Here is a 26,964-nt window from a genome sequence, read left to right as displayed (position 1 = left end):
TTACGCCTCACCCGTAAGTTTTGTCTTAAGCAGCCGCTCCGAGAGATTCTGGACCTGCGATGAGCAGAGCAAGATCGATCAGCAAAGCTGGGCCGGTTGGGGTTTCAACCATCCCAGTGGTGATCCGTGACCATTCTGGCCCGAACCCGCCGCTGACATTCTCAGCTTCGGACGTAGCGGTGTTAATGTCGTCTATCCGATCAACCATCAGTGCGTAGGAATGGTTGGCGATCGAAACCACGGCACCGCGATGATCGGTCGGAAATTTCTTCGGATCCATGCCCAGGGCGCGGCGGCAATCGATTACAGTCAGCGATTGGCTGCGCATAGCTGTGATCCCAGCGATAAAGTCAGCTGTGCGTGGCACAGGCGTGACCACGCCAAGCTCTATTACAGAGGAAACATCATGTGCGTTCAATGCGCAGCGGCGGCCGCCAATTTCGACCATGACCATCAAATCGTTCATCACTTACCTCCCGCGCGTGCGCGGCGCAGCGCATCGACCAATCCATCGCGATCATAGCGGTAGATGGAGCCATCATTGTCGGATGTATCTGGATGGCTGCGAAGGCGAATGAACTCACCCTCGGCCAAGTTCGTATCTGGTTCGCTGTCATCCAGGACGATGGCGATATCACCTGCCTCGTCTGTGCCGCTTACGACTTCATAACCGGCGGCGCTGACCAGAGGGCCTAGGATTGTGCGCGCCCAGTCGCTGTCTGGCAGATGACAGGTTGGCTTGCTTGTCAGCTCTGGCGGCTCGCCATAGCGAGCAAAGATCTCATGCCCATCGATGAGCGCGATTGTCTGTCCATCAACCAGAGTGAGAGCCTCTACCAGCGGATCATCATCGACCGGTTTAAGCGCATTTTGCAATTCAACGGCGTCATCAACCTCGCGTACGGCGTAAAGCAGCTCGCACGTGTCGTCCGACAACCTCAATAGACGGATCTTGCCAGTGGGTTTTTGACCGCTCGGCAGCCCGACCAGTGGCAGAATGACACCATCGATAACGGCGCGCTTGCCATCCGGCGAAATGTCGACTTCTTTCGCCTTGGCGGTTTCGATCCGTTGGACCAGCTCAAGACGAACGGCGCGCTTGCGGCCTTCGTAATCGGTGAACAGCATGGCGCGGCTGAGCGCCTCACCGGCGTCCTGATCTTGCTCGTTTGCCGCTTGCAGCACGCGGGTGCGGGCATCAGAGACCAGACCATGTTCCGCTGCGACATTGGTCACATCCAGCAGCAAGATCGGTTGTCCATCATCCAACAGGGTTGAACCGGCATATACGCCGCAGTTCATGACCGCCGGGGCCAGTGGTTTAACCACGAGGTCACCGTGGTGGTGAATGCGGTCGATCGCCAGGGCGAACAGATCGCCGCTGGCCAAGCGCAATAGCACCATGGTGTGTTCACCCTCGGCGATGTCTGTACTCGGTAGGCCCAGCACCTCTGCCAAGGATAGGCATGGGATCCGGTTGCCGCGGAAGGTGATCAAAGCGGTCTCGCCAACGCGAGTGAAATCGAGCGACTTTGAGGTCGAATCGATGATCTCTTCGATGTAACTTTGCGGAATGGCAAAGCGCTGATCGCCGATTTCGACTGTTAGGCCTGCAATGATGCTGAGCGTTAGCGGCACCTTCAGAGTGAACATCGACCCGACACCAGGCGTGCTGGAGACACTGATGGAGCCTCCCACGCGCTCTAGATTATCGCGAACCACATCAAGGCCAACGCCGCGGCCTGAGACATTGCTAATCGTTTCGGCGGTTGAGAAACCAGGCTCGAACACAAGTTGCAGGATTTTCTCGCGGCTCATTGCTGCGCGCTCGGCTGCGGTGATCAGACCAACAGAAACCGCTTTGGCGGCAATCCGCTCTTCATTCAGACCATCGCCATCATCGCTGACCACGATGGAGATCGTGTTGCCAGACTGGCGAGCGGAAATCGACAAAATGCCGATCTCGCGCTTGCCCTTTGACATGCGATTGCTCGGCTCTTCGATCCCATGATCGATCGCGTTGCGGATAATATGGGTCAGTGGATCGCGGACGGTCTCGATCATCTCACGGTCGAGCTCAACATCGCCGCCTTCCAGATCGATCATCACCTGTTTGCCAAGATCGGCCGACAGATCGCGAACCAAGCGGGGCAGGGCGGTGTAAAGTGTTTCGATCCGCTGCATGCGCATTCGGGTGATGGCATCGCGGACATCGGAAAGAATGGTGGTCAGGCGCTCAAACGGGCCATCAATGGTTGGCTGGTTGCCTGCCTGACGCAGGCGGTGGGCCAGGTCATTGCGAGCCAGAACCATGTCGGAAACGCCGCTCATCACGCGGTCAAGCAGGTCAACTGGCAGGCGGATGGAGCGCTGGACACCGGCATTTTGAGAAGGCGCGCGCGGGGCTTCTTGCTCGCCTTGTCCTTCGTCAGCAGCACCTTCTTCCGCATTTTCTATCGCGGCGGCTACCTCTTCAACGGCACCAACCAGATCGGACAAACCGTCAATCTCACCTGCGGTCAGGTCGCTGTTCTCGCCTAATGCGGCGATCAGGGCTTCATCGCTGCCTTCAGGGATTTCATCGCCAGCCTCGATAATGTCGACCATTTCCACGATCCGGTCGATCACGGCCAGAACCGCGCTCACCAGAGCGCTATCGGCTTCGCGCCGACCAGCACGGCAATCGGACAGGGCATCTTCTGCGGCGTGGCTTAAGCTCGCCAAACGCGGAAAATCGAAGAAGCCGCAATTGCCCTTCACCGTGTGCACGAACCGAAAAATCGTATCCAAACGCGCGCGATCTGTTGGATCGGCTTCCCAGGCGATGATCTCGCCTTCGCTAGCCTCCAACATTTCCCGGGTTTCTGCGACGAAATCCGCCAGCAGGTCATCCATGACGCCATTGCCCCTAATTGTTTCCAGAGGTCTCTATGGCTCACGATGGTTAACGAACGGTCACCAAAGCCGTGTTTTGTGCATGTTAGCTGGACCGCGCGCGGCGCAAAACAAAGGTGATAATCAGGCATGCGCTTACCGCGCCAAACAGGTTTGCGGCGAGTTCTGCGATGTAGATGGCGGCGCTGCCCCGTTCTGATTGCAGCATGAATGCCACAGGGAGCATGATCAGGAAGACGCGAGAGACCGATTGGAACAGAGCAAAACTTGCCCGGTCGACCGCGTTCAAAATGCCATTGGCGACAATCAGCAGGCCAAACCCGGCATAGCCCCAGGCAGCTATCTGGAGGTAAAGTGCGAATTCGGCGATGACCGCCGGGTCTTCGGTGAAGAAATCGGCGAACCATTCCCCGGCTGCGACCATGGCAATGGCCAGCGTTAGGCCCCAAATAATGCAGAAACCGCCAGCATAAAGGGTTGCCTCGCGCGCTCGGTCGAATTGCTGCGCGCCCCAATTCTGCCCTACAATCGCACCAATTGAGCCAGACAGTGCGAGCAGCGGCACCACCGCAAAGCTCTGTAGCCGCCCCGCCGCGCCAAAGCCCGCGACGGCGGCTTGACCTTCTGCGGCGATCAGAGCGGTAAGGATCGACAGCCCAATCGGATTGATCGCATTCGAGCATGCTGCAGGTACACCAACGCGCAGCATTGCCAGCATCGGTTCAAGTTTTGCGCCGCCGCGTAGCTGCGACGGGCTGAAGGGCAATTGCGTGCGCGACAGCAGGTAAAGTGCTACCATCAGGCCCAAGACCCAGCCAATGATGGTCGCATAGGCGGCGCCGATAATCCCATAGCCTTCAAAACCGAATGCGCCGGTGATTAAAATGGGATCGAGCACCCAATTGGCCGCCGCATAGGTGACCGAGACATAGCTGGTTTTGCGCGCCTCGCCTTGTCCGCGCAGCACACCGTTCAGGCCCATGATGATGACGATCAACGGAAAGCCCAGGGCGAAGGGCTGCATGTACACCTTGATGATTGGCAGTAGCTCCGCCTGCGCATTCATCAGCTTGAACAGCGGATCGAGGATAGCGAACAGGGTAAGCCCAATCGCCAGTCCGGTCGCGATGGCAAACAGCACACCAAAATTGGCCCGCCTTAACGCTTTGTCACGGTCACCTTCGCCCAGCGCCCTTGCGACCACAGAATTGATGCCGACCATTACGCCGACGCCAAGGCTGCTCAGCGCGACAGATATGGGGAAGACGAAAGCAATCGCGGCTAGCTCTGCGCTGCCCAACTGACCAATGAAATAGGAATCGACGAGGCCAATCGACATGATCGCGGCCACACCGATCACCATGGGCATGGTTTGCGATATCAAATGACCGGGAATGGAGCCGCTGGCTAGTTTGGCCGATACCTTTTTGGGTTCGGCCGATTGCGGCTGATCAGTATTGCTCATTTCTCACCGCGACTAGCTGGGCTGTCGCCGCTTGGCAAAGCGAAATGCCGCTAAAGTGCGACGGTGATCGGCGAAATGCTTGTGCCGCGCGCGGCAATCATGCGATAAGTATTTCGAACAACAATTTGTATTGAGGAGCGAGCCCAATGGCGACCCAGTTGAAACCGAGCATCGAATGCAGCAAAGAAGAGTGGCAGGCGCGGCTCGATCTCGCTGCTTGCTATCGGATTTTCGACCATCTGGGCTGGGGCGAATCCATCTACAACCATATCTCGATTAAGGTGCCGGGCGAGGAAGATACCTTCCTCATCAATCCCTTCGGCCTGCTGTATGATGAAGTGACAGCGAGCAACCTTGTAAAGATCGACGTTGAAGGCAACAATGTCGGGCAATCGCAATATATGGTCAACAAGGCCGGCTTCACCCAGCATGCCTATTTTCATAAGCATTTGGGCGCGCGGGCAGACGCGATCTGTCACGTGCACACAACTGCTACAATGGCGGTATGCAGCCACAAAGACGGCCTGATGCCGACCAATTTTTACGCCTGCAATTTCCAGGGTCAGATTGGTTATCACGATTTTGAAGGCGTCACCGTTCGCGAAGAAGAGGGTGAGCGCCTTGTCGAGAACCTCGGCGATCATACGATCTTGATGCTGCGCAATCACGGCCCGGTTGTGATGGATAAAACGATCCAGGGCATGTTCGTGAAGATGTGGGCACTCCAGCGCGCCTGCGAAATTCAGGTCGCGACCCTCGGCATGGGCAATCCCAACATTGTCCCGCAAGAGGTCGTCGATGTGCACCAGCGCGATATCTCCGTCATGCAAAGCCAAGGCGGTGCTGGCGTGTTCGATTTTGAGGCGTGGAAGCGCAAGATTGACCGGATCGACACTTCCTGGCGCGATTGATCGTCGAGCAGGTTTGTCTGGTTAGGATGCGCTGATGCCGCGCATGACAGTCAATGATCGTCCAGTCGAATTCGACATGGATCCTGATACTCCGCTGCTTTACGCGCTGCGCGAGGCGGCGAACCTTACAGGCACGAAAAGCTGCGGCGGAGGATCATGCGTGGGCGCCTGCATGGTTCTGGTCGATGGCGCCGCGCTGCGCTCGTGCCTGATCACCATTGCTGAGGCCGAGGGCCGGTTTATCACCACGATCGAGGGGTTATCGCGCGACCGCTCTCATCCTGTTCAGCAGGCGATGGTGGCCGAACAAGCGATCCAATGCGGCTATTGCACTCCGGGCATTGTCATTGCCGCAGCGGCGCTCATTCAGCGCAATCCCGCGCCGAGCAAGCAGGAAATCGAAGCGGCTATTCCTAATATCTGTCGCTGCGGTGTCTATCCGCGCCTGATCCGCGCGGTTGAGCGCGCGGGGCGGGTGGTTCGCAGGCAAGAGAGCATTAGCGCAGCGCCTGCACCGGGCATCAGTTCGGCTGACGCGGCGGAGAATGTTCCCGCCCTCAGGGTTGGCAATGGCAGCCTCGGCACGGCAGCGGCGCCGAGCTCAGAAGAAACCTCGTCGCCGGAGGAATAGAGCGGCCTACCGGGCCTGGCTAGGCAAGACCGCTCGCGCTATTCCTAGAACCGACCGCTGATCGTGAAGCGCGCGTTTAGCGGCGCGCCCACGGTGATGTTGTCGGCGGTGTGTGAATTCGGGAAGTAATCAACGTCAAACAGGTTTTCGATATTCACCTGAACGCGCAGATTGTCGGAGACATCGTAAAACGCGGCCAAATCTACCCGTGCATAGTCCGGCAACGTGACGTTATTGCCGTTATCCGCGAAACTCTCATCCTGATAGGTTAGTCCCGCACCAATGCCCAAACGCTCGGTCGGTTGGAACAGGTTCCAGACGGAGAATTGGTTTTCAGGCAGTTCACGCGGACGCAATGTTTCATTGGCCTGTTCGCCATCAATATAGCTGTATCCGGCAGAGACAAACCACCACGGTGTGACCTGGCCCTGAATTTGCGCTTCAAAACCTTGGACCTGCGTGTCGATGATATCGAATGTGCCGGCGTCAAGGTCAGAGACGACGGGTGAGGATTGCTCGATTTCGAAGATCGCAGCGGTAAAGCTCAGATCATCAGCGAAATCCCACTTCAGACCAAGCTCGATATTCTCAAACGTGTTCGGGTCAAGGATGTTGTTGTTGCCATTGATATTGGCAAACTGGCCGCCCGAACGTGGCAGGAAGCTCTCCGAATAGCTGGCATAGATTGAGACGTTTTCTTGCGGCTTGATGATGATGCCACCGCGCGGAGAGAATTCTTCATCTTTACGCGTGCGGAAATCGCCATTGTCGAGGCGGAGGACTTCGATATCAAAGCTGTCGAAGCGGCCACCGATGACGACATTGAGCCAGTCTGTGACTTCGATCTCGTCTTGGATGTAAATCGAGAACACCCGCACATCAGCCTCTGTGTCATCGTTCAAGGCGGAAAATGCGAATGCTGTTGGGTCGCCGTCTGCGTTGGTGCCGACGAAGTTATTGATCGCCACCGGACGGACCGCCAGGAAGCTCTCAACATCGTCATCAGACGTGTCGAACAAAGTGTTGAAACGGTCATTATTGTTCACCGTGTCAATGTATTCTGCACCGAATAGTAGCGTGTGCGAAAGGCTTCCGGTCTCAAAATCACCGACCAAATTGCCGGAGAGAACGAAGTTTTCGCGCTGTGTGGTGTCGATATAACCGTCGAGGTCAACGACATTGGTGGTCTCATCAAAGCCCACCGGGAACAGGTTCGAATACACCTTGTCATAGTCGCCATAGGAAACGTTGAAGTTGCCTTTGAAATTCTCAGAGAAAGCGTGCTGGATCGTCCCGCGGAACACATGCGCTTCGAATTCGAGGAAGTTGTTTTCCGGGTCGGCGAAGGTGATGTCTTCCAACTGACGCGCCGGATTGCCTAGGCTGTCCGATGGGATGCCGCGATCGATAAAGCGGTCGTGATTGGCGTATTGGTAGGACAGATCGATGATGGTGTCCGGGCCAAGCTCCGCGCGGAAAGTCGGATTGATGCCGATCCGCTCTCCGTCAAAGAAGTCGCGGTGATTGTTCAGATTTTCGTATGAGGCATTGATCCGCAAGGCGGAGCTTTCGCTGGTGGCGAAGTTCAGGTCCACTTGACCAGAGAATGCGCCAAATGTGTCGATAGAGCCCTGATAGCCGACAAATTGTTCGCCAATCACGCCCTTCTTGGTCACCCGGTTGAGGATGCCGCCGGTGCCGCCGCGTCCGAAGAGCAATGCATTGGGTCCGCGCAGGATCTCAACCTGCTCCAGATTGTACAGCCCGCGATAATATTGCACGTCGTCGCGTACGCCATCGACGTAGAAGTCCGCCGTTGAGCGCACCCCGCGAAAGACCACTGCATCGCGGTGCCCTTCGCCTTGAGAGTTGGTGACGCCGGGGGTGTAAAGGATGATGTCGCCGATGCTGTCAAAGCCCTGCTGAGTGATCTGCTCAGAGGTCACGATGGACAGTGATTGCGGCACGTCGATGATTGGGGTCGGCGTTTTCACCGAATTGACTTCGTTTGATTGAAGCACCTGTCCCGTGACTACGATCCGAGCTCCGTCTGAGGAACCTGTCTCGCCCTCATCATCAGCCGTTTCGGCCATAGCTGGGAATGCAAAACATGCGCTGCTGAGCAGCAGAGTAGCGCGGGAGAGGCGAGTGTTCATAGGTGAGAATCTTTCCGTCCAAAGAGTGTGGGACAGGCTGCTATTGCAAGCCGTTCTCATTTGCAAGTGAATTGAAAATGATTCGCAATACTATTTATTGCAAGTGTGGTTTTTGTGTGCGCAATCGGTTATCTGGCGCCTGAAACATCCATCCAAACACTAAGCGGAACGGCACCTATGAAAGCGACCATCTGGCACAATCCGAAATGCGGCACCTCGCGCAAAACTCTGGCAATCCTCGAAGAGCAAGACAGCATTGAGCTCAATGTGGTGCTGTATTTGAAAGACGCGCCGAGCCGCGAAAAGCTGGCTCAGCTTTACAGGGATGCTGGAATTACACCTCAGCAAGGGCTGCGTCTGCGCGGCACCGATGCGGCGGAACGCGGACTGCCAGATGCCGAGGCAGATATTGTGCTCGATGCGATGGCGGCGGATTCGTCCTTGCTGGAGCGCCCTTTGGTTGAGACTGAAAAGGGCGTTCGGCTCTGCCTAGCCGCAGGACGTGGTGCGCGAGATCCTCTAAGCTTCTTTGCCGGTCAGTTGCGCGTCGGCTTGAAGACCTCGCCAGCCCAGGATCGCGACAATCAGGCATAGAACGATCACCAGGCCGAAACCCAGCCAGTCATTGATACCATACAGCCATACGCCAAGCGCGGGGGCGTAGATAAAGCTCGCGCCTGCAACGCTCGCTACAATGCCCGATGCTTGCCCTTGTTCGGCCCGCGTCACGGCTAAAGACGTGCCCGCTGTTGTGCCTGGCCGGAACAATCCAAAACCCAAAGAGGCAATGGCATAGCCAAGCGACAAGCCGAATAGCTCGTTGGTTGCCCCCAGGATCGCAGTTCCAAACGCCGCAACAATCACGCCCGATAATGTCGCAATGCGTGGTCCCATCTTAAAGCGCGGGATTAGCCCCCATTGTGCAAGCAAGGTCGCCACTGCGCCAAAGGCGAGCACCAGGCTGACATAGGTTGCGCCTTGTTCCGGATCAGCCCGCAGGTTCAGCCGATCGAGTACCAAGAACCCGGTAATACCCATAATCATGGCCTGTGCATGGCCCCCGATCAGCCCGGCCAAAACCCATGGACGCACCCGTGTATCTAGCCACTTCAGGCGATCAGGTGCGCTAGGTTGCCCGGCCATTTCTTCATCATCCGGATCAAGTTCGAGGCCTTCAGACCCTCCAGAATAGGAGGCGGCCTGCCCGCGTGCGGCAAATTGCGGTACATCATTGGGCAGGTACAAGCGCAGCAGCACCAGCGCCGCGAGACCAAGCAGCGCAAAGCCCAAGAATGGGCCAACCAGCCCAATGCCCAGAAATGTCACCACCATTAGGGGAGCCAGCACCGGCCCAATCACCGTTCCAAGCCCAAAGCTGGAGGCAATGAGTGATAGCGCATTGGTTCGCTCAGACCGGGGCGTGCGTGATGCGACATAGGCCTGCACGGCTGGCGGTGCGGCGCTGCCAAATCCGCCAAACAGGCTGCGCGCCGCAGCAAAGGCGATCAAGGTCCAAAAGGCCGTCATAAAGCCTGCGAGACCCGCCCATAACGCGGCTCCGCATAGCACCATCGATACAACAAAGCCGGTAAGACCGAGCGCCATCATCGATTTGCGGCCGCGCTTGTCTGATCGGCGCGCCCATATCGGCGCGCACACCACCCACAACAGCGCAGACCAGCTGTAGGCTAGGCTGATCCAGACATCGTTGACCTCTAGGGCGGTGCCAATCGAGGGCATGACCGACTGCATCGCCGTATTGCCCGCCGCCGTTACCAGCATAACCGTGAACAGTAATGTCATGCGGCCGCGCGAAACCGAACTTTGCCTCGTGCCCTCGCTGGCGGTGTTCAGCGCATTGTCGGGCTGAGTTTCGAGATCGGGTTTTGCATCGGCCATAGGTCGCAGTTGCGCTAGGCCAGCGCGCCTCGGCTTGCAATTGGTTAGCGCCTCTGCAAGGCGGATCAGCGTTTCTTGTTTGCCCCCTTATCATAAGCGACGATAGGTCCACTCGATGCAATCTGAAGATTTGGCAATTGGCAGCCGCGGCGGCTGGCGCGCACGCTGGCAGCGTTACGGCGCGCAATGCGCGGTGTTTTTTCGCGGATTTGTGGAGCACCCCCGGATGGTCGGCTCGATTATCCCATCCTCGCGTTTTACCGTGCGAAAAATGCTGGAGCCAGTGGATTGGGGCAAATGCGAGGTGTTCGTGGAATACGGCCCAGGCATCGGCACGTTCTGCCGCCCAGTGCTTGATCGCCTGCGCGGGGACGGCGCGCTGGTCGTGATTGACACCAATCCGCTCTACATTGACTATCTGACCAAGACGATCCGCGATCCGCGCTTTCATGCGGTGCTTGGCTCGGCTGAGCATGTCGAGCAGCACTTGGCTGAGCTCGGCCTGTCTGATGCGGATTATGTGCTGTCAGGCCTGCCGTTCTCAACCCTGCCTGCAGGCGTTGCGACCAAGATTGCCGAGGCGACCTACAAAGTGATCAAGCCGGGCGGCGCATTCCTCGCCTATCAGTTCAGCTCGGCAGTTCGTGATGAATCGGCGAAGTTCTTTGAGCGCATTGATGCAGGTTTTGAATGGCTCAACATCCTGCCGTGCAAGCTCTATTGGGCGTGGAAAGAGCCTAAGGACTAACCGCCAAAACCCGCGACTGCGTAAGGCGCTGCTCAGCCCTCACTCAAAAACATCCTGCACATTACGGCCAGCTTGATCGCCAGACAATTGCGCATGGACCGCTGCGAATACGGCCAGAAAAACTGCGCCCAATACGGCGCTGACCAAGGCAGCAATAAATCCGTTGCCAATCTGCTCGATTGTTCCGCCCAGTGCGGCGAAGATCGTACCCGTGACCAAAGTCAGGACGAGCGACACGACTCCAAAAGCGAGGAAAAGCAGGAACAAAAACAACAGCAAGCGAAAGCTGTTGCCCTTGGTCAATTGCCACGATCGCTTCAGCGCGTTGATGGGATTGTACTCACGCTCAATCGCGATCACGGCGGTGTAGAGCGAGAACTTGATCGCGACATAGATGACCAATGGAATTGCGATCAGAACAGCGAGAGCAACCGCCGGGCCGCCGAGCGCGCTTAGCAAGCCCACCGGAACGCCAATCACAATAGCTGCGCCAAGCGCCATGATAATTGCTGCACCAATATAAGGCAGCAGCCCGCGTGCACCAAGTTTGATTGCCTCGCCCACGGTTGGTCTGGATGTGTCCGTTAGTAACGTCAGCAATGCCAGGGTTCCGAGTGTTTGAAATAGAGTGATGCCGATGAACAACCAGCCGTACTTGCTGTACTGCTCGCTCATCGCGCTCATCGATGCATCCATGATCGCTTGGAAGTCAGAAGGATCGCCTGCCGGTGGCGGCGGGTTCACCGCTTCTGGAAGAAACACGGCCAATGCGAATTGCGGTAGGAATAGAAACAGGCCCGCGATGATAATCACCAGCTCGCGATTGGCTCCGAGCATCGCGGTTGCGTGCGTCCAGGCTTGGCCCATATCCAGCTTCACGTGTACTTCCCCTAGATAATTTCGCTCTTGATAAGCGCACTCGATGCCCCCAAGCAATCATCATATGACCGCTGCCGCCAAGACATCACCAGATACCTTGCCCGCATCATCGATCACCGCGATCGATTGGCGGCGTGAGGAGCGGCAGGTGCCCTACACTGACGCCCTGGCAGAGATGGAGGCGCGCAACCAGGCGATTGCCGGGGGAAGCGCGCGTGAGCAGGTTTGGCTGCTCGAACATCCTCCCGTCTACACCGCAGGTACCAGCGCCGCAGAGGACGAGCTGCTCGATCCGCGATTTGAGGTGGTGAAGGCCGGGCGCGGCGGACGCTACACTTACCACGGGCCGGGTCAGCGGGTTGGTTATGTTATGCTCGATCTGAATAGGCGCGGCAAAGATGTACGCTGCTTTGTTCATGCGCTGGAGGGCTGGGTGATTGCCGCTTTGCGCGAATTCGGGGTGGAAAGTTGGGCAGTTGATGGCCGGGTGGGCATCTGGACACGGGATGTCGACGGGCGCGAGGCAAAGATCGGAGCGATCGGCGTGCGCGTGCGCCGCTGGGTCACGATGCATGGCTTCTCGGTCAATCTTGATCCGGATCTCACCCATTTTACCGGGATTGTCCCGTGCGGGATCGAAGAATACGGGGTCACCAGCCTGTCGCGCTTGGGCCTCGACATTTCGCCCGCCAAATGGGACGAGGCGCTGATCGCCCATGCTGGCGAGTTTTTGGAAACACTCGATAAGGCCGAGGCACGACGATGCGCATCACAATAACTCAAGCCCACCCGCTTATGCTTGCGCCGCTGGCCGTGGCACTGGCGGCGTGCGGTGATGATCCTGCGCCAGAGGCGAGCAGCAGCGGCGAGGTGGCAGAAGCGACAGGCGAAGTGCTGGGCGGATCGATTAGCGACGACATGCTCCCCCTTGAGGAGGTGCGCTCGCAATCGCCATTGGCCCCGCGTGCAAGCGGTGCGCCAAGCTCCTCGGGCGGTGATAGCGATGCGAGTGATGCTGGCGATGCCAGTGAAGATGAGGCTGAAACGGCAGAGGCCGAAACATCCGCAGATGCTCCGGCCCCAGAAACGCCTTCTGAACCTGCCCCTGAAGAGGACGCAGGCGAGTAATTAGGCCGCGTTTTCCGTGGCTGCCTGCTCTTCTATCAACGTTGGATAGTCGGTGTAGCCTTCGGCAATTGGGAAGTACCAGCTCTTCGGAACATTCGTGTTCGGGTTGAAATGCGCGCCTTTGGCGATCCGCACGTCAAGATCCGGGTTGGAGATGTAGGGGCGCCCAAAGCTGACGGCGTCGCAGCGACCGCTGGTCACATCCGCATCCGCTTCCTCGGCGCTGTAGTCAGAATTGAGGATTAGCGGGCCTTTGTAGTGCTCGCGGAAAAGCGGATCCTGTTGCGGAACATCCGTTTGGCCAAAGGTGCCATCCGGCCCTGGCTGGCGCAGCTCAACAAAGGCGAGGTTCAGATCGTTGCAGACCTTGGCCGCCGCGCCAAAGGTTGCTTCTGGATTGCTGTCATCCGTGCCTTGCGAATCGCCATTGGGCGACAGGCGAATGCCAACGCGGTCCGCGCCCCAGACATCGATCAGTGCCTCGAGAACTTCGCGCATCAAGCGCGTGCGATTCTCAGGCGAACCGCCATATTCGTCGGTACGCAGGTTCGTCTTGTCGCGCAGGAACTGGTCGATGAAATAACCATTGGCACCGTGCAATTGCACGCCGTCAAATCCGGCCTTCTTGGCGTTCTCAGCGGCGCGGCGATAATCCTCGATCGTACGCTTGATATCATCGAGCGTAGCCGCGCGCGCTTCGGCATAGGCTTGCTTACCGATGGGGGTGTGCGCTTCGCCCGGCGCAGTCGTCGCGCTGGCGGAAAGCGGCGGGTTCCCATCGAGGAAATAGGGATGAACGATCCGGCCCATATGCCACAGCTGCAAGACGATCAGCCCGCCTTCTTCGTGCACGCCCTCAACGATTGGTTTCCACGCTTCGGTCTGCTCGTCGGTCCAGATGCCGGGCGCTGATGGCCAACCGAGGCCTTCGCGGCTGATGCCGGTCGCCTCGGTCAGGATCATGCCAGCGCCCGCGCGCTGACGATAATATGTGCCCATCAAGGCGTTCGGCACAAACATGGGTTCGGCCGCGCGCCCGCGTGTGAGCGGCGCCATAAAAATACGGTTTTTGGCCTCAAGCGCGCCCATTTTCAGCGGCTGGAAGAGAGCATCGTGCATAGGATTGGTCCTCTTTTGCAATCTTTTGTGTTTGAGCACTTGGGGAATTGCGGGCTAGGGCGCAAGCATGGAAAACAGTGGGACGTCCCAAAAAAAGCTGTTCGATGCGAAAGCGGTGATGTTGCTCGCGGCTTTGCTGGGCGGAAATATCGCCCTTGCAACCGGGCCCTGGCTTGTACGGTTAGCCGACACCGGTCCGGTCAGCGCCGGGTTCTGGCGTTTGTTTCTCGCCCTGCCATTTCTGGTTCTGTTCGCGCGGATGAGCGGTCAGCGGCTGGGCGGGATGCCGCGCAAGACGTTGGTGCTGGTGGCGCTTGGGGCGACCGCATTCGCGCTGGATCTGGCAAGCTGGCATATCGGGATTGGGCTAACCCGGCTGGGCAATGCGACCCTGTTCGGCAATGCCGGGTCGATCATCCTGCTGTTTTCGGGCTTCATCATGGCGCGCATGTTGCCGCGCAGGTTTGAATGGCTCGCGATTGTCTGTGCCCTTGCCGGTGCTGCGATCCTATTGGGACGCAGCCTGGAGATTTCGACCTCGACCTTTGTCGGCGATCTGTTTTGCCTCGCCGCGGGGCTACTCTATGCGATTTACTTGATCACTTTGCAGGGCGCGCGCTCGCAGTTTGGCTCGTGGAGCCTGCTGGTCTGGGTCAGCGTGTTTGCGTGTCCGGTGTTGCTTGTGCTGGCACTGGCGCTGGGCGAGCCAGTTTGGCCGACAGATTGGACACCCGTCCTGATCCTGTTTGTGAGCAGTCAGCTGATCGGGCAGGGGCTGCTGGTCTATTCGCTTGGCCATTTCCCGCCGCTGATCATCGGGCTGGCGCTGCTGACCCAGCCCGCGGTCGCGGCGCTGATCGGATACAGCGTATTTGGCGAAGTGCTGACGCCGCTCGATTTGCTTGGGATGGTGCTGGTGGGGAACGCTTTGGTGGTTGCGAGAATGAAGCGGGGTTAGATCGTTTCGCCGCGCTCGGCGCAGCGCTGCAGATTAGCTAATCCACGGTTCGCAATTAGGCTCCGGTCATAAGCACTCATCGCGACCCGGGTTCCGACCCAGATGAGGGCACCGCGCCAGCCAAGGCTAGGGCCTGTGTAAATTCCAGAATAATAGTGTGAGTGAATTTGCCGAACAAAGAACCAGTCTTCTATTTGTTCGCCCCGATCTGATGCGAGCTTTTCAAGCCCGTCTGCATCAAGGCAGATAGCCTCTCGATTGCTTAGCGCACCATCATCAATCGCGCTTGTCACGTGGAGCGCAGATCCAACTAGCAGGAAGAAAATAGCCACAACCAGAGACACCGCAATGCGTCCCGAAAGTTCAATGATTGTTTGCATTGTATCCCCGCCAGCCTGATCACGCCTGCCGAGAGTCCTATCAATCCGCCGTGAACGCGACCTTGCCCAGATCGCCTAGGCCCACCGTGCCGCTCGGCCATGCCGAGCATCCGGTCGAGGCTCTCCTTGGCCTTTAGGCGTAGCTCTTCTTCAATCACGATTTGCGGCTCCAAATCGCGCAGTGCGACATAGAGCTTCTCCATCGTGTTGAGCGCCATATAGGGGCAGATATTGCAGGAGCAGTTTCCGTCCGCGCCCGGCGCGCCGATAAAGTTCTTCTCCGGCAAAGCCTTTTCCATCTGGTGGATGATGTGCGGCTCGGTCGCGACGATTAGCGTGTCGCCAGAGAATTCCTTGGCAAACTTCAGAATGCCGCTGGTTGAGCCGACATAATCCGCATGATCGACGATGGTTGGCGGGCATTCCGGGTGCGCAGCGATGGGTGCATCGGGGTACTGCTCTTTAAGCTTGAGCAACTCCGTCTCGCTGAATGCCTCGTGCACGATGCACACGCCCGGCCACAGCAGCATTTCGCGATTGAACTTGCGCGCCAGATAGCCGCCAAGGTGGCGGTCCGGGCCAAAGATGATCTTCTGCTCTTCCGGGATCTGCTGCAGGATCGTCTCTGCGCTGGAGCTGGTGACGATGATGTCCGAAAGCGCTTTCACCTCGGTTGAGCAATTGATGTAGGTCAGCGCAATGTGATCGGGATGCGCTTCGCGGAAGGCCTTGAACTTCTCAGGCGGACAGCTGTCTTCCAGGCTACACCCGGCATCCATATCGGGCAGCACGACGATCTTCTCTGGCGAGAGGATTTTCGCGGTGTCGGCCATGAATTTCACGCCGCAAAAGGCGATAACATCCGCATCCGTATCCGCCGCCATCTGGCTGAGCTGGAGCGAGTCCCCGACATAGTCGGCGATGTCCTGAATATCGGGCGTCTGATAATAATGCGCCAGGATCACAGCATTGCGTTCTTTACGCAGGCGATCAATTTCAGCCAGCAAGTCTTTGCCAGAGGGCACTTTGGTTGGGGCGGTCATAATATCAGATCCCGTGAAAATCAGTTGCTGGGGTCATATAGGTAGGAAATGCGGTGAAATCGAGCAGAATTGGTGGCTTAGGCCCAGCTCAGATCGTACGCCAAACGCCTGCGTCCTGGGCCGCCAGCCCGCGTTTTTCCAGATCGATGAGATGTGCCTCGACGCTCATTTCTGCCGCTGGGATCAGCCGCTCATCCAGCCCTTTGTACATGGCCGGAATAAACTCCGGGATGGGCCGGGCGGCTTCGCCCATCAGACGCAAAATTTGATTTTCGCGCTGACGGCGATGGCCAATCATGCCGCGCACCAGTTGTTGAGGCTTAGTGATCGCGGCGCCATGGGCCGCGTGATAGACTGTGTCATCGCGCGCCATCAGCCGCTCCAGGCTTTTCATATATTCACCCATGTCACCATCGGGCGGGATGACGACGCTGGTTGACCATCCCATCACATGGTCGCCGGTGAACAGCGCTTTGCTCTCTTCCAGCGCAAAGCACAGATGGTTGGAGGTGTGGCCCGGCGTGTGCACGGCGGTGAGCGTCCAGCCCGTGCCGGTCATTTGCTCGCCGTCTTCCAAAACGCGGTCAGGCGCATAGGTGGTGTCAAAAGATTCGTCGGCGCGCGGACGATCCGATTTCAGCACCAGCGGCGCACAGCCAACAATCGGCGCATCAGTGCGCTGCGCCAATGGCGCGGCAGCGGGCGAGTGATCGCGGTGCGTATGGGTGCACATGATCGCGGCAATTTTCGCCTCACCCACTGTGGCCAGAATGGCGTCGATATGCGCGGGCTCATTGGGGCCGGGATCGATCACCGCAACATCGTCGCCTGCGCCCACAACATAACTCTGCGTGCCAGTGTAGGTGTAAGGCGATGGATTGGGCGCAAGCACCCGGCGGATCAGCGGATCGAGCTGTTCAGCGGTGCCCGTCGGCCAAGGTTTTTGAGGGAGTCCGGTCATGCACTTGCGTATGAAGGCGTTTGAGTTCTCTGTCGAGAATTGCCTAGCCAGCCCACACCCTCCACCCTTCCACCCGGCTCGTATCCGAAACTATTCCGGGCGGAAGGGTGGAGGGGGTGGCTTACTCCGGTACTCAGAAAAACACAACGAAGTTCTGTCGGCCTTGCGGTCGCTGCGTGACCGATTAGGAAAGGCAAAAAAATAGAGGGAACCCCATGTCTGATTACATCCTTGTCCTAGATGAAGGCACCACCTCGACCCGCGCGATGCTGTTCGATGCGGCAGGTACATTTCACGGCAGCGCTCAGGAGGAGCTGACGCAGCATTACCCTGAAGCAGGCTGGGTTGAGCATGATGCGGCCGAGATTTGGGACAAAACCTTGGCCTGCGTGCGCGCTGTGATCGAGAAAGCGGGCGGGGCAGAGCGCATCGCCTGTATCGGCATCACCAATCAGCGCGAGACCGTGGTTGCTTGGGATAAAAACACCGGAGAGCCGCTGGCCCGCGCGATTGTGTGGCAGGACCGGCGGACTGAGCCATTTTGCGTCGGTCTACGCGCGGAAGGGCATGAGGCGGATGTGCAAAAGCGCACCGGATTGCTGCTCGACCCTTATTTCTCCGGCACGAAAATGCGCTGGCTGATGGACAATTCGCCCGAGGTGCGCGGTGCAGCGGATAGAGGCACCTTGGCCTTTGGCACGATTGAGAGCTGGCTGACGTTTAAGCTGACAGCGGGACGCCATATCTCTGATGCCAGCAATGCGAGCCGCACGCTCCTGCTTGAGCTGGATGGTGCGCAATTTGATGTGGGGCTGTGCGAATTGCTGGGCGTGCCGCAATCCGCTTTGCCAGAGGTGGTCGATATGTCTGGCGCCCTGGCTGAGACGTCACCTGACATCTTTGGTCGGGCAATCCCGATCACCGGCATGGTCGGCGATCAGCAAGCGGCGACGATTGGTCAGGCTTGCCTGTCGCCGGGCGAAACCAAGGCGACCTACGGCACCGGCGCGTTTGTGCTGACCAATCAAGGCGCGCAAATTCCGCGCTCGCAAAACCGCCTGCTTGGGACTGTGCTCACACAGATTGGCGGGCAGCGGACCTATGCGATTGAAGGCTCGGTCTTCGTGGCTGGCTCGCTGGTCCAATGGTTGAGGGATTCGCTCGGCATTGTGGACGTTGCTAGTCAGACAGAGGAACTGGCGCGCAGTATCTCTGACACGGGCGGGGTCACGATTGTCCCGGCGCTGGCCGGACTAGGCGCGCCGCATTGGCGGGCGGAGGCGCGCGGCCTTATTTCTGGGTTGAGCTTTGCGAGCGGTAAGGCGGAACTGGCCAGGGCTGCTTTGGAGGCGATGGCGCATCAAACGCATGACCTCGCATCGGCCTTTGCCAAGGATGGCACCGGTTGGGGAACCTTGCGGATCGATGGCGGGATGAGCGCCAATGACTGGATGGCACAGGATTTGGCCAACGTGCTGAACATCACCGTCGAGCGGCCTGAATTCGTCGAGACGACCGCGCTGGGCGCAGCGATGCTGGCGGCGGCTGGGGCGGGGATGCACAGCGATCTCTCAACGGCAGCGCAGGCGATGCGCGGCACTCTCAACAGTTTTACGCCTAGCAATGTCCGATGATGTGCGTGAAGACCGCTTGGCCCGTTGGAAGAAGGCACTGGCGGCGGCTTAGTCTTAGGATGCCATAGCCACCCGCGCCCTCCACCCTTCCACCCGGAGCTTACCGTGATACCGTCCGGGTGGAAGGGTGGAGGGCGCGGGTGGTCACGAAGCGCGGAGAAATCCTTAGCCGAAACGCCCCAAGGCGCGGCCGATCTTGTCCTGAAACGCGCGCGCTGGTGAGGCCACTTCAAAGCCCTTGCGCCATGCCTCGTCAAGCCGGGCAATCCGGTGATGAAGCTTCACGGTCTCTTCGATCAATTCGCGGGTTTCCGGCTCTAGCTTAGCCAATTGCGCTGCATCACTGTCGCGGTCACCGGGCAATTCGCCGTGGCGGCGAACTTGGTTCTCTGTCAGTTCGCCAGAGAAATAGGCGCGCTGATTCAACAGCCAGGCCAGCACATGCATCATGCGCGTTGTGGTCTTCAACCCCTCAATTGAGAGGGCAAGGCGCACTTCGTCATTTTCGCCCATACCGGGCTCTTTGGCGCCCAGTGCAAACACTGCGCGGACATCATCCGCCAGCACCAGAGCTTCGGAATAGAGTGCCTCAATGATCGGGCGAGAGAGATTGGTTGTGCGGGTCATATGTGGCCCAGATTGCTAGGCTCGATGCGAAAGTGCCGCCAGCTTGGTAACCAGAATATCTGAGCGAAATTATAAACCGTCCCGTGCTGACACACAAACGGCTAGCTTTTCTCGCCTTTTGCGCAGCGGTCTAGGCGATGATATCCGGCAGCAGGCGGTCTTCAATCAGTGCGATCTGATCCTTCAGCCGCAATTTGCGTTTCTTCAACCGCGCGATTTGCAGTTGATCGACCGAGCCGCTCTTCTGCCCCGCCTCTGTCAGCGCATCAATCGCGACGTCCAGATCGCGGTGCTCCGACACCAATAAGGTCAGCCGCTTTTCAAGTTCAGCCTTATTCATGCGGGTGCATCACTCTTCTTATGGGTTCTTATGCATTGGTCTTTGTGCGCATTATGCCGATCCGCGCAAAGATACCAATAAGCCTATCAAATAAACTTCTGCCCGAAGCGCTCCGGCCAACTATGATTGTGAATTTGCAGAAGCAGTACTTTGCCGAGGGTGCCTGCCTGATACCAGCCACGTGCCACGCAATGGCCTTAATGTACCGCTTTGCAAGCAGGCGATCTTATGGTTCTATGTCCCTCGGCGGTTCGTCCGCACGCAGGCGAGTCGCTCCAACAGGGGTTTATTTAACCTCATCATGATGGAGATCATTTATGGCATCGTTTGCAGGATTATCCCACGTCAATGCGCTTGAAACAAAGCACGCGGGGCTAGAGGCCCAATTGCGCGACGAGATGAACCGGCCCGTGCCTGATGCTGCCACTATTCAAGCGCTAAAAAAGCGCAAATTGCGTTTGAAGGAAGAGATTCAGCGCATCTAACTTCGATCTGGTCGCACAGCACGTAAATCCGCGCCCGCATCCAAAGCCACCATTACGAACGCAATTTCACTTGGTGGCGGCTTTGCTTTTGCAGGCGCCATTGCCTAGTTAGGAGCGGTGATGTCCGCCGCCGCCTCTGCTCGTCAAATTCTCACCCGCCTGCATGAGGTGATGGCTTCGCGTATGCACGCGCAAGGCAAGCTCGATTCTGTCGTCGATATCATTGGCGACACTCTCAGCAGCGAGGTGTGCTCAATCTATTTGCTGCGTGAAAGCATGCTGGAATTGTTCGCGACCAAGGGTCTGAACAAAGAAGCGGTGCACGTGACTCGCATGGCCATTGGCGAGGGGTTGACCGGAACGATCGCTGACAAGGTTGAGACGCTCAACCTTGCTGAGGCAAAGGCGCATCCTGACTTTCTCTACCGCCCAGAAACGGGCGAAGAGAAATTCCACTCCTTTGCCGCATGTGCCAATTGTTTACAGGGAACGGGCCGTGGGCGTGCTTTGCGTCCAACATGTTGAGCCGCGCCGATACGAAGATATCGAGATCGAGGCTCTGCAGACCACGGCAATGGTGCTGTCTGAACTGATCGCCAATGCCGAATTGGTTGATGAGGAGGAAGCGCGCGGCCTCGCCGAGGGTTTGACCGGAACGCAGACCTTGAACGGCCTGGCTTTGGTGAAGGGGCTGGCCTCCGGGCTGGCGGTCTACCACCAGCCGCGGGTTCAGATCGAACAGGTTATGGCCGATGATATTGAGGCCGAACGGGCACGGGTCTACCGCGCGTTCGACAAGATGCGCGAGCAGATTGATCACCTCTCCAGTCAAGCGGAATTCGGGGTCGGCGGAGAGCACGAGGAAGTGCTCGAGACCTACAAAATGTTTGCCTATGATGAGGGGTGGTCGCGCCGCATCAACGAGGCGATTGACAGCGGGTTGACGGCTGAGGCCGCGATTGAGCGGGTCCAGCAGCGCACCCGGATGCGCATGCGCGAGATTGATGACGCCCTGTTGGCGGATCGCATGCATGATCTGGAGGACTTATCCAACCGGCTGCTGCGAATTGTCTCTGGCCAGCTTGGTACGGCAGCCAGCCAGGGTCTGCGCCGGGATACTATCCTGATTGCGCGCAATCTGGGCCCAGCAGAATTGCTCGAATATGATCGTCGCCGCTTAAAAGGCGTGATCCTGGAGGAGGGCTCGCTCACCGCGCATGTCGTGATTGTTGCGCGGGCCATGGGCGTGCCAGTGCTCGGCCGTGCGACTGGCCTGCGCGGAGTTATACGCGAAGGCGATGAGATATTGCTCGACGCGGACAAGGCGAATGCGACGGTGAGGCCCAGTGCACAAATGGCCGAGGCATTTGACGCGCGCTTTTCCAAATCCCGTGAGAAGCAGGCCGCCTATGCGGAATTGCGAGATGTGGAGCCTTTCACGCGCTGCGGCTCCCGTATCGAAGTGATGATGAATGCGGGGCTTCGCGATGACATGAGCTCGCTGGCCATGACAGGCGCGGACGGTGTGGGCCTGTTCCGTACGGAGTTTCAATTTCTCGTCTCCGCCACCTTGCCGCAGCGAGAGCGGCAGACGAAGCTTTACCGCGATGTGCTGGAGGCGGCTGGCGATAAACCGGTGATTTTCCGGACAGTTGATATCGGCGGCGATAAGGCGGTGCCTTACCTTGCGTCGAACCAGGCAAATGATGACGAGAATCCGGCGATGGGTTGGCGCGCCTTGCGCCTGGCGCTGGAGCGTGAGGGCCTGCTGAAGGTTCAAGCGCGCTCTTTGCTAGAAGCCTCTGCGAGCCGTCCGCTATACGTTATGTTCCCAATGGTCTCAGAGCCTTGGGAATTTGATGCGGCCAAGAGTGTGTTTGAAGAACAGCTCGCGTTTATGCGGTCCAAGAAGAAGCTGATCCCGGATGCGATTTATTATGGTGCCATGCTGGAGGTGCTTGCGCTTGCCGAAGTGCTCGATATTCTCTGCCCGAAGCTGAGTTTTCTCTCAGTCGGCACAAATGACCTCACGCAATTCCTGTTTGCTGCGGATCGCGCGAACCCCTTGCTCGCCGAACGCTATGACTGGCTCAGCCCCTCGATCATGCGGTTCCTGCGGCGGGTCACCCAATCGACCGAGGGTATGGATGTGGCGCTCGGCGTATGCGGCGAGATGGGCGGTCGCCGGTTAGAGGCTTTGGCACTGCTGGGTATCGGTTTTCGGCGACTTTCAATTACGCCTGCCGCGGTTGGTCCGATCAAGGAATTGGTCCGCAAGGTCGATCTTAAAGACATAACTCTGAGCATGAATGACTGGCTGGCGGACCCCAACGTCAATTTACGCGATGAGTTGAGCCGCTGGGCGGCTGATCGCGATATTGAAACCGATTGACGTATTCGTGCGTTAACTGAGCGTGCGTCAGCGCCGTTCTGTCGGAATGATGCTGCGGCGAACTGCAAGAATGCTTGACAGCGCAGGCTGCAAACGATTGTCTGCTGTTTAGCACCTTCGGGGAAAAATAAGGGTCTGTTCAAAGGCCCGCAAACAAAAGGTCGTATGGTTCGGGTCATGGACAACGAACAAGAAACAGCGGTTGAAGAACTGCCTCTTGAGGGCGTGGGCGCACAATTGCGCCGTGCGCGCAAGGAGCGCGGTCTCTCGCTCACGCAGGTAACAGCCGAAACACGCATTCCAGAACGCCATCTGGAAGTGATTGAAACGGGAGACTTTTCTGCCTTGCCAGCGCGCACTTATGCGATTGGCTTTTCGCGCACCTATGCGCGGATGATGGGGTTGGACGAGGCGCAGATCGCGGATCAGGTTCGGGCGGAACTCAGTACGGCAGAGGCTGGGCGCGAATTGGTCCCGCTGGGCATGGAGCCGGGTGATGCGGCGAAACTGCCGTCTTCTGGCCTTGCATGGGCAGGAGCCTTCGCGGCGGTTCTGCTGATTGCCGGAATGGCGACGTTCTATTCGTCCTACTATGGTTCTGGTGCTGGCCCCGCGCCGCTGGTGGGGGATGAGCCCGTCTTGGCCGATGGTGGCGAAAACGCCGTAGACGGAGTTGATGGCGCTAACGCGCCGGGCGCGGCGAGCGGCGACGGGCAGGTTGTCTTTACGGCATTGGAAGAAGGCGTCTGGGTTAAGTTCTACGACGCTAACGATAACCAATTGCTGCAAAAACAAATGGCCAGCGGCGAACGGTTTGAAATCCCATCTGATGCGCAGGGGCCCCAAATATGGACCGGGCGACCTGATGCCTTTGCGATCACCATTGATGGCAAGTCTGTGCCCAAATTGGCAGAGGATGATTTTATCATGCGCGATGTTGCGATCTCTGCCGATGCTTTGCTTGCCCGCGCGCAGCAGGCTGGCGAAGACGCGACCCCAGACACGTAGGACGAATTTGGCCATCCTGGACTAAAATTATGCCGGTATGCGGCGGGAAATGTGCTGCGCATGCTGCAATTTGGCGTATTGGGGCATCTTACCCACGGATTTTAGCCCCTATGACCCTCGACTTGACGTCATGACCTCGGCACAGATTCGGACTATATTCATGCGCTTTGCGTCAAATCACGCATGCGCCTTGCCGTAAGAGCCTCAGGATCGGAGGCTTTTGGCCATGGCGGGGGGTCTTAATCGCTTGGTAAAGCGCCGCAATTGCAAAGAGGGAGCCAGATCAAAGATGCGCGCACTCATTTCAAACCGTGTTCTTTTCGCCAAGGCCGGAGGGCGACTGCTCGCCGCTGGTTTGGCCGCGGCGGTCGTCGCAACCACGCCTGTACCAGCTATGGCACAGGACAATTCTGAGGCGCGCCTGCGCAAGATTGAGGCGGAAATTCGCGCGCTCCAGCGCAATGTCTTCCCTGGCGGCGATGGCCGCTTTTTTGAGCCGCAGATTGCGCCCGGTGAAACCACAGCTCGCCCGGCAAACAGCAATTCGACCACGGCGGTGACTGATATTCTCGCTCGGCTGGATGCGATGGAGCAGCAATTGCAGCAACTGACCGCCCTTGCAGAGCAGAATGGCAATTCGATCAGTCAAGTCGAAGCCCGCGTGACCGCGCTTGAATCGAGCAGCATTCCTGTGCCGAGCATCGACACGGGACCCGACGTTGGCGCATCGGACAGCAATCTTAGCGCGATGAGCGATGGTGCATCCGATACGGGCAGCCAGTCTGCCGGTGATAGCACCTCCAATGCCGCCAGCGGACCAAGCGCTGAGCGCCTCGCCGCGGTTCAGGCGATCACAAAGCCGATCACTGAAGACCCAGCGGATGATGAATATTCCTATGGCTTTCGCTTGTGGAACGCTGGATACTTCCCTGAAGCTCGCCAGCAGCTCAACAGTTTTGTTGAGCAATATGGCTCGCATTGGCGCGTAACCTATGGCCGAAATTTGCTAGGCCGGGCCTATCTCGACGACAATATGCCGGAAGAGGCGGCCAAGTGGTTCCTACGCAATTATCAGGCTGATCGTCAGGCCCCGCGTGCGGCCGACAGCCTGCTTTATCTCTCAGAGGCGATGATCGCGCTCAATGATACAAACCGGGCCTGCATCGCATTGGCGGAGTTTGGCGAGACCTATCCAGCGCTAGCCAGCGGGCGCCTGTCCAACCAATATGAGCGCAATCGCCAGCGAGTGACCTGCAATTGATAGGGCGGTCTCATCTGACCTGACCGGGCGATGGCGGGAGGATTTGCTCTCGCTGTGGCCGCTGGATGAACGCCAAGGTCAGCTTGGTTTGGCGGTTTCAGGTGGAGCAGATAGTCTTGCGATGCTGCTGATTGCGCATGCATCCGCAGCCGAGAATGACGGCGAAATCGCGGTCGCCAGCGTCAATCACGGACTTCGGGCTGAAGCCGCCAGCGAGGTGGCATTGGTGGAGCGCATTTGCGCAGAACTCAGCGTGCCTTTCACCGCGCTGAGTGTCCAGCTTGCCCGTGGCAATGTGCAGGCTAAAGCGCGCGATGCGCGTTACGCCGCGCTTTCCGAGTGGGCCGCAGAATATCAACTTGGAGCGGTTGCAACTGCCCATCACGCCGATGATCAGGCGGAAACGCTGCTGATGCGCCTTGGCAGAGGCAGCGGTCTGTCCGGTCTTGCCGGGGTGCGCGCCGCGACAAGGCTACCCGAAACTGAGATCGCGCTGCTGCGCCCGCTGTTAAGCTGGCGCAAGGCAGAGCTGGAGCAGATTGTAGCGGATGCCGGGATCATCGCCGCTGATGACCCATCCAACCGCGATGATCGGTTTGACCGGGCGCGGATGCGCGTACGTATCGCAGAGGCTGATTGGCTCGATACCAGCGCTTTGGCAAATAGCGCGCAGCATCTAACCGAGGCCTGGCGCGCGATCGAATGGTACGCAGATGAGGATTGGGAAACTCAGGTTTACCGAGAAGAGGGCAGCGGCGGCGCACCCGAATACAAATATTACGCCAATGTCCCACGCGCGATTTCGATTGAGACGATCATTCGTATCATCGCTGCTCTGGGTGGAAATGCGAGCCGCAGCGAAGCGGGCCGCGCGTTCAACCGCCTGTGGGAGGGCGAAAATGCCTCACTATCCGGCGTGCTGATTACGCCAGGAACGGAAAAAATCGAGAACTTGGGGATGATGATGCGGGTGTGGCGGTTCGCCCCCGAACCGCCCAGAGCGATGCATTAAGCAGCACTCGGCGCGGAATGCGCACACCGCATCAGCGGATCAGATGATTGCGTCCCCCACGCCGATCATCTGGCCGCGTGTGATCACAACCTTGTCGCCGCGCTTCGCGATAGCGAACAGTTTGGCTGCGAATTCCTCTGGCACACCGACACAGCCGTGGCTGGCATAGCCGTTGAGCACTGGTGAGCCATGAATGGCTATTCCATCCCAGGTCAGGCGCAGCGTGTAAGGCATCGGCGCATTGTTATACTTCTCAGACACATTGTCCTTTTCCTTCGTCAGGATTGGGAACGTGCCGAGCGGGGTCGGATGAGATTTTGTACCGAGCAGAGCGACAGCGGTGCCGATTTCGTGGCCATCGCGAAATGCGCTGATCACGCGGGCATCAAGATCAACTGTGATTACCAGCTTTCCCGTCTTGGGCGCATTGCTTTCGTCCCAGAACCACTCGCCATACCTAATCTTGCCTTCGATCGGCAGGATCGAGTTGACGACGAATGGATCGTCTGGCTCTGGCGGCGGTGGAGGTACGTCTTGGATCACCTCGCGTGAGATCGTTCGGGCAGCAGTCACGCCGGCTTCCCGGCCAGCAGCGCGGGGCGTGAGCACCGGCAGTTCAGGTGCCACCTCGTCAATCGGTGGCAGGCCGGCGGCAATCGCAGCGGCCTCTGCATCATATGGAGTGGGCAGGCTTGGATCGACCACCAGGGTTTCGCCGCCGGTCGTTGGGTCGATTGGACGAATTGCCTCTTGAGCAGCGGCATCGGCAACTTGCTCTGCAGCCTCCGCCGCGTCAGCGGCAGCAATCTGATCATCGGCTAGGCTTGATGTACCAGCCAGGGAGACGAGGGTGACCGCGGCAGCAATGCGGGCAGATTTGATGATTTTTAACATATCGCGCTTTATGCCGTAAAATCTCGTGAGTCGCTAGTGGCTAACGCTTGTGCGTCCCTTCGCGAGACGATCCCCATGTGAAAATGTTAACATCAGGCCGTTCGTTAGCTGATTTTTGCTTCTACTCGTCCCGCTCTA

The 26,964-nt window shown here is 58.2% G+C and carries 21 protein-coding genes and 4 pseudogenes; 13 read left to right on the top strand and 12 right to left on the bottom strand.

Annotated features, from left to right (window positions below; all coding sequences use genetic code 11):
- Window positions 1-25: 25 nt before the first annotated feature.
- The 3 genes from AC0V6Z_RS01125 to AC0V6Z_RS01115 form a co-directional block, all read right to left on the bottom strand.
- Window positions 26-466, bottom strand: a complete 441-nt coding sequence (locus AC0V6Z_RS01125; RefSeq protein WP_472639599.1) for a chemotaxis protein CheW — start codon at window positions 464-466, stop codon at window positions 26-28.
- Entirely contained in the window at window positions 466-2,895 is a 2,430-nt protein-coding gene (locus AC0V6Z_RS01120; RefSeq protein WP_472639598.1) for a chemotaxis protein CheA, read from the bottom strand. Before AC0V6Z_RS01120 ends, AC0V6Z_RS01125 begins: the two co-directional genes overlap by 1 nt.
- A gap of 85 nt (window positions 2,896-2,980) precedes the next feature.
- The gene (locus AC0V6Z_RS01115; protein ID WP_472639597.1) at window positions 2,981-4,360 is read right to left on the bottom strand and encodes an MATE family efflux transporter; all 1,380 of its coding nucleotides are present in this window, start codon (window positions 4,358-4,360) and stop codon (window positions 2,981-2,983) included.
- A gap of 146 nt (window positions 4,361-4,506) precedes the next feature.
- Here AC0V6Z_RS01115 and AC0V6Z_RS01110 point away from each other — a divergent pair, with 146 nt between their 5' ends.
- Both AC0V6Z_RS01110 and AC0V6Z_RS01105 read left to right on the top strand, forming a co-directional pair.
- The gene (locus tag AC0V6Z_RS01110) at window positions 4,507-5,271 is read left to right on the top strand and encodes a class II aldolase/adducin family protein (RefSeq protein WP_472639596.1); all 765 of its coding nucleotides are present in this window, start codon (window positions 4,507-4,509) and stop codon (window positions 5,269-5,271) included.
- Between the two features lie 34 nt (window positions 5,272-5,305).
- Window positions 5,306-5,902, top strand: coding sequence for a (2Fe-2S)-binding protein (locus tag AC0V6Z_RS01105; RefSeq protein WP_472639595.1), 597 nt, complete (start codon window positions 5,306-5,308; stop codon window positions 5,900-5,902).
- 44 nt (window positions 5,903-5,946) lie between these two features.
- Here AC0V6Z_RS01105 and AC0V6Z_RS01100 read toward each other — a convergent pair whose 3' ends face one another.
- Window positions 5,947-8,058: a TonB-dependent receptor gene (locus tag AC0V6Z_RS01100; protein ID WP_472639594.1), complete on the bottom strand. Its 2,112-nt coding sequence runs from the start codon at window positions 8,056-8,058 to the stop codon at window positions 5,947-5,949.
- 177 nt (window positions 8,059-8,235) lie between these two features.
- On the opposite strand from AC0V6Z_RS01100, the pseudogene AC0V6Z_RS01095 reads away from it, so the two are divergent.
- Window positions 8,236-8,581, top strand: a pseudogene (locus AC0V6Z_RS01095) (ArsC/Spx/MgsR family protein).
- Here AC0V6Z_RS01095 and AC0V6Z_RS01090 read toward each other — a convergent pair.
- A complete protein-coding gene (locus tag AC0V6Z_RS01090; RefSeq protein WP_472639593.1) occupies window positions 8,578-9,957 on the bottom strand; it encodes an MFS transporter in 1,380 nt (459 codons plus the stop codon). The pseudogene AC0V6Z_RS01095 and the gene AC0V6Z_RS01090 overlap by 4 nt on opposite strands.
- Window positions 9,958-10,072: 115 nt before the next feature.
- Between AC0V6Z_RS01090 and AC0V6Z_RS01085 the strand changes: the two genes are divergently transcribed.
- The gene (locus AC0V6Z_RS01085; RefSeq protein WP_472639592.1) at window positions 10,073-10,705 is read left to right on the top strand and encodes a class I SAM-dependent methyltransferase; all 633 of its coding nucleotides are present in this window, start codon (window positions 10,073-10,075) and stop codon (window positions 10,703-10,705) included.
- Between the two features lie 39 nt (window positions 10,706-10,744).
- Here the strand turns inward: AC0V6Z_RS01085 and AC0V6Z_RS01080 are convergent, their stop codons facing one another.
- Complete coding sequence (locus AC0V6Z_RS01080) at window positions 10,745-11,584, bottom strand: DUF7847 domain-containing protein (RefSeq protein WP_472639591.1); 840 nt, start codon at window positions 11,582-11,584, stop codon at window positions 10,745-10,747.
- A 64-nt stretch (window positions 11,585-11,648) separates the two neighbouring features.
- Here AC0V6Z_RS01080 and lipB point away from each other — a divergent pair, with 64 nt between their 5' ends.
- Both lipB and AC0V6Z_RS01070 read left to right on the top strand, forming a co-directional pair.
- Complete coding sequence (lipB, locus tag AC0V6Z_RS01075; protein WP_472640813.1) at window positions 11,649-12,362, top strand: lipoyl(octanoyl) transferase LipB; 714 nt, start codon at window positions 11,649-11,651, stop codon at window positions 12,360-12,362.
- On the top strand, window positions 12,347-12,712 hold the full coding sequence (locus tag AC0V6Z_RS01070; protein WP_472639590.1) for a hypothetical protein: 366 nt from the start codon (window positions 12,347-12,349) through the stop codon (window positions 12,710-12,712). The genes lipB and AC0V6Z_RS01070 overlap by 16 nt, the downstream gene beginning before the upstream one ends.
- On the opposite strand, the gene AC0V6Z_RS01065 is transcribed toward AC0V6Z_RS01070, so the two are convergent.
- Window positions 12,713-13,831, bottom strand: coding sequence for an alkene reductase (locus AC0V6Z_RS01065; protein WP_472639589.1), 1,119 nt, complete (start codon window positions 13,829-13,831; stop codon window positions 12,713-12,715).
- A gap of 67 nt (window positions 13,832-13,898) precedes the next feature.
- Here AC0V6Z_RS01065 and AC0V6Z_RS01060 point away from each other — a divergent pair, with 67 nt between their 5' ends.
- Complete coding sequence (locus tag AC0V6Z_RS01060; RefSeq protein WP_472639588.1) at window positions 13,899-14,789, top strand: DMT family transporter; 891 nt, start codon at window positions 13,899-13,901, stop codon at window positions 14,787-14,789.
- A 420-nt stretch (window positions 14,790-15,209) separates the two neighbouring features.
- Here AC0V6Z_RS01060 and nadA read toward each other — a convergent pair.
- Together nadA and AC0V6Z_RS01050 are read right to left on the bottom strand one after the other, a co-directional pair.
- Window positions 15,210-16,212: pseudogene (gene nadA, locus AC0V6Z_RS01055) on the bottom strand (quinolinate synthase NadA).
- 88 nt (window positions 16,213-16,300) lie between these two features.
- A complete protein-coding gene (locus AC0V6Z_RS01050) occupies window positions 16,301-17,173 on the bottom strand; it encodes an MBL fold metallo-hydrolase (protein ID WP_472639587.1) in 873 nt (290 codons plus the stop codon).
- A 215-nt stretch (window positions 17,174-17,388) separates the two neighbouring features.
- Here AC0V6Z_RS01050 and glpK point away from each other — a divergent pair.
- Window positions 17,389-18,859: pseudogene (gene glpK / locus AC0V6Z_RS01045) on the top strand (glycerol kinase GlpK).
- Between the two features lie 113 nt (window positions 18,860-18,972).
- On the opposite strand, the gene AC0V6Z_RS01040 reads toward glpK, so the two are convergent.
- Both AC0V6Z_RS01040 and AC0V6Z_RS01035 read right to left on the bottom strand, forming a co-directional pair.
- Window positions 18,973-19,434 carry a DUF1465 family protein gene (locus AC0V6Z_RS01040; protein WP_472639586.1) on the bottom strand — a complete coding sequence of 154 codons (462 nt, stop codon included), beginning with the start codon at window positions 19,432-19,434 and terminating at the stop codon, window positions 18,973-18,975.
- 130 nt (window positions 19,435-19,564) lie between these two features.
- Window positions 19,565-19,774 (bottom strand): YdcH family protein, encoded by a 210-nt coding sequence (locus AC0V6Z_RS01035; protein ID WP_472639585.1) that lies wholly within the window; start codon window positions 19,772-19,774, stop codon window positions 19,565-19,567.
- A gap of 317 nt (window positions 19,775-20,091) precedes the next feature.
- On the opposite strand from AC0V6Z_RS01035, the gene AC0V6Z_RS01030 reads away from it, so the two are divergent.
- The 5 genes and pseudogenes from AC0V6Z_RS01030 (at window position 20,092) to tilS (ending at window position 25,932) form a co-directional block, all read left to right on the top strand.
- Window positions 20,092-20,259, top strand: a complete 168-nt coding sequence (locus AC0V6Z_RS01030) for a YdcH family protein (protein ID WP_472639584.1) — start codon at window positions 20,092-20,094, stop codon at window positions 20,257-20,259.
- Between the two features lie 120 nt (window positions 20,260-20,379).
- Window positions 20,380-22,651: pseudogene (gene ptsP / locus AC0V6Z_RS01025) on the top strand (phosphoenolpyruvate--protein phosphotransferase).
- 177 nt (window positions 22,652-22,828) lie between these two features.
- Window positions 22,829-23,659: a helix-turn-helix domain-containing protein gene (locus tag AC0V6Z_RS01020; RefSeq protein WP_472639583.1), complete on the top strand. Its 831-nt coding sequence runs from the start codon at window positions 22,829-22,831 to the stop codon at window positions 23,657-23,659.
- Window positions 23,660-23,948: 289 nt separating this feature from the next.
- Window positions 23,949-24,920: a tetratricopeptide repeat protein gene (locus AC0V6Z_RS01015; protein WP_472639582.1), complete on the top strand. Its 972-nt coding sequence runs from the start codon at window positions 23,949-23,951 to the stop codon at window positions 24,918-24,920.
- 43 nt (window positions 24,921-24,963) lie between these two features.
- The gene (gene tilS / locus AC0V6Z_RS01010) at window positions 24,964-25,932 is read left to right on the top strand and encodes a tRNA lysidine(34) synthetase TilS (RefSeq protein WP_472639581.1); all 969 of its coding nucleotides are present in this window, start codon (window positions 24,964-24,966) and stop codon (window positions 25,930-25,932) included.
- Window positions 25,933-25,971: 39 nt separating this feature from the next.
- Here tilS and AC0V6Z_RS01005 read toward each other — a convergent pair whose 3' ends face one another.
- Complete coding sequence (locus AC0V6Z_RS01005; RefSeq protein ID WP_472639580.1) at window positions 25,972-26,826, bottom strand: L,D-transpeptidase family protein; 855 nt, start codon at window positions 26,824-26,826, stop codon at window positions 25,972-25,974.
- Between the last annotated feature and the right edge of the window lie 138 nt (window positions 26,827-26,964).

This window comes from Erythrobacter sp. SN6-5 (assembly GCF_057364945.1).
The sequence above is the reverse complement of the archived record's forward strand: the minus strand, read 5'-3'. Positions and strand labels throughout refer to the sequence as shown.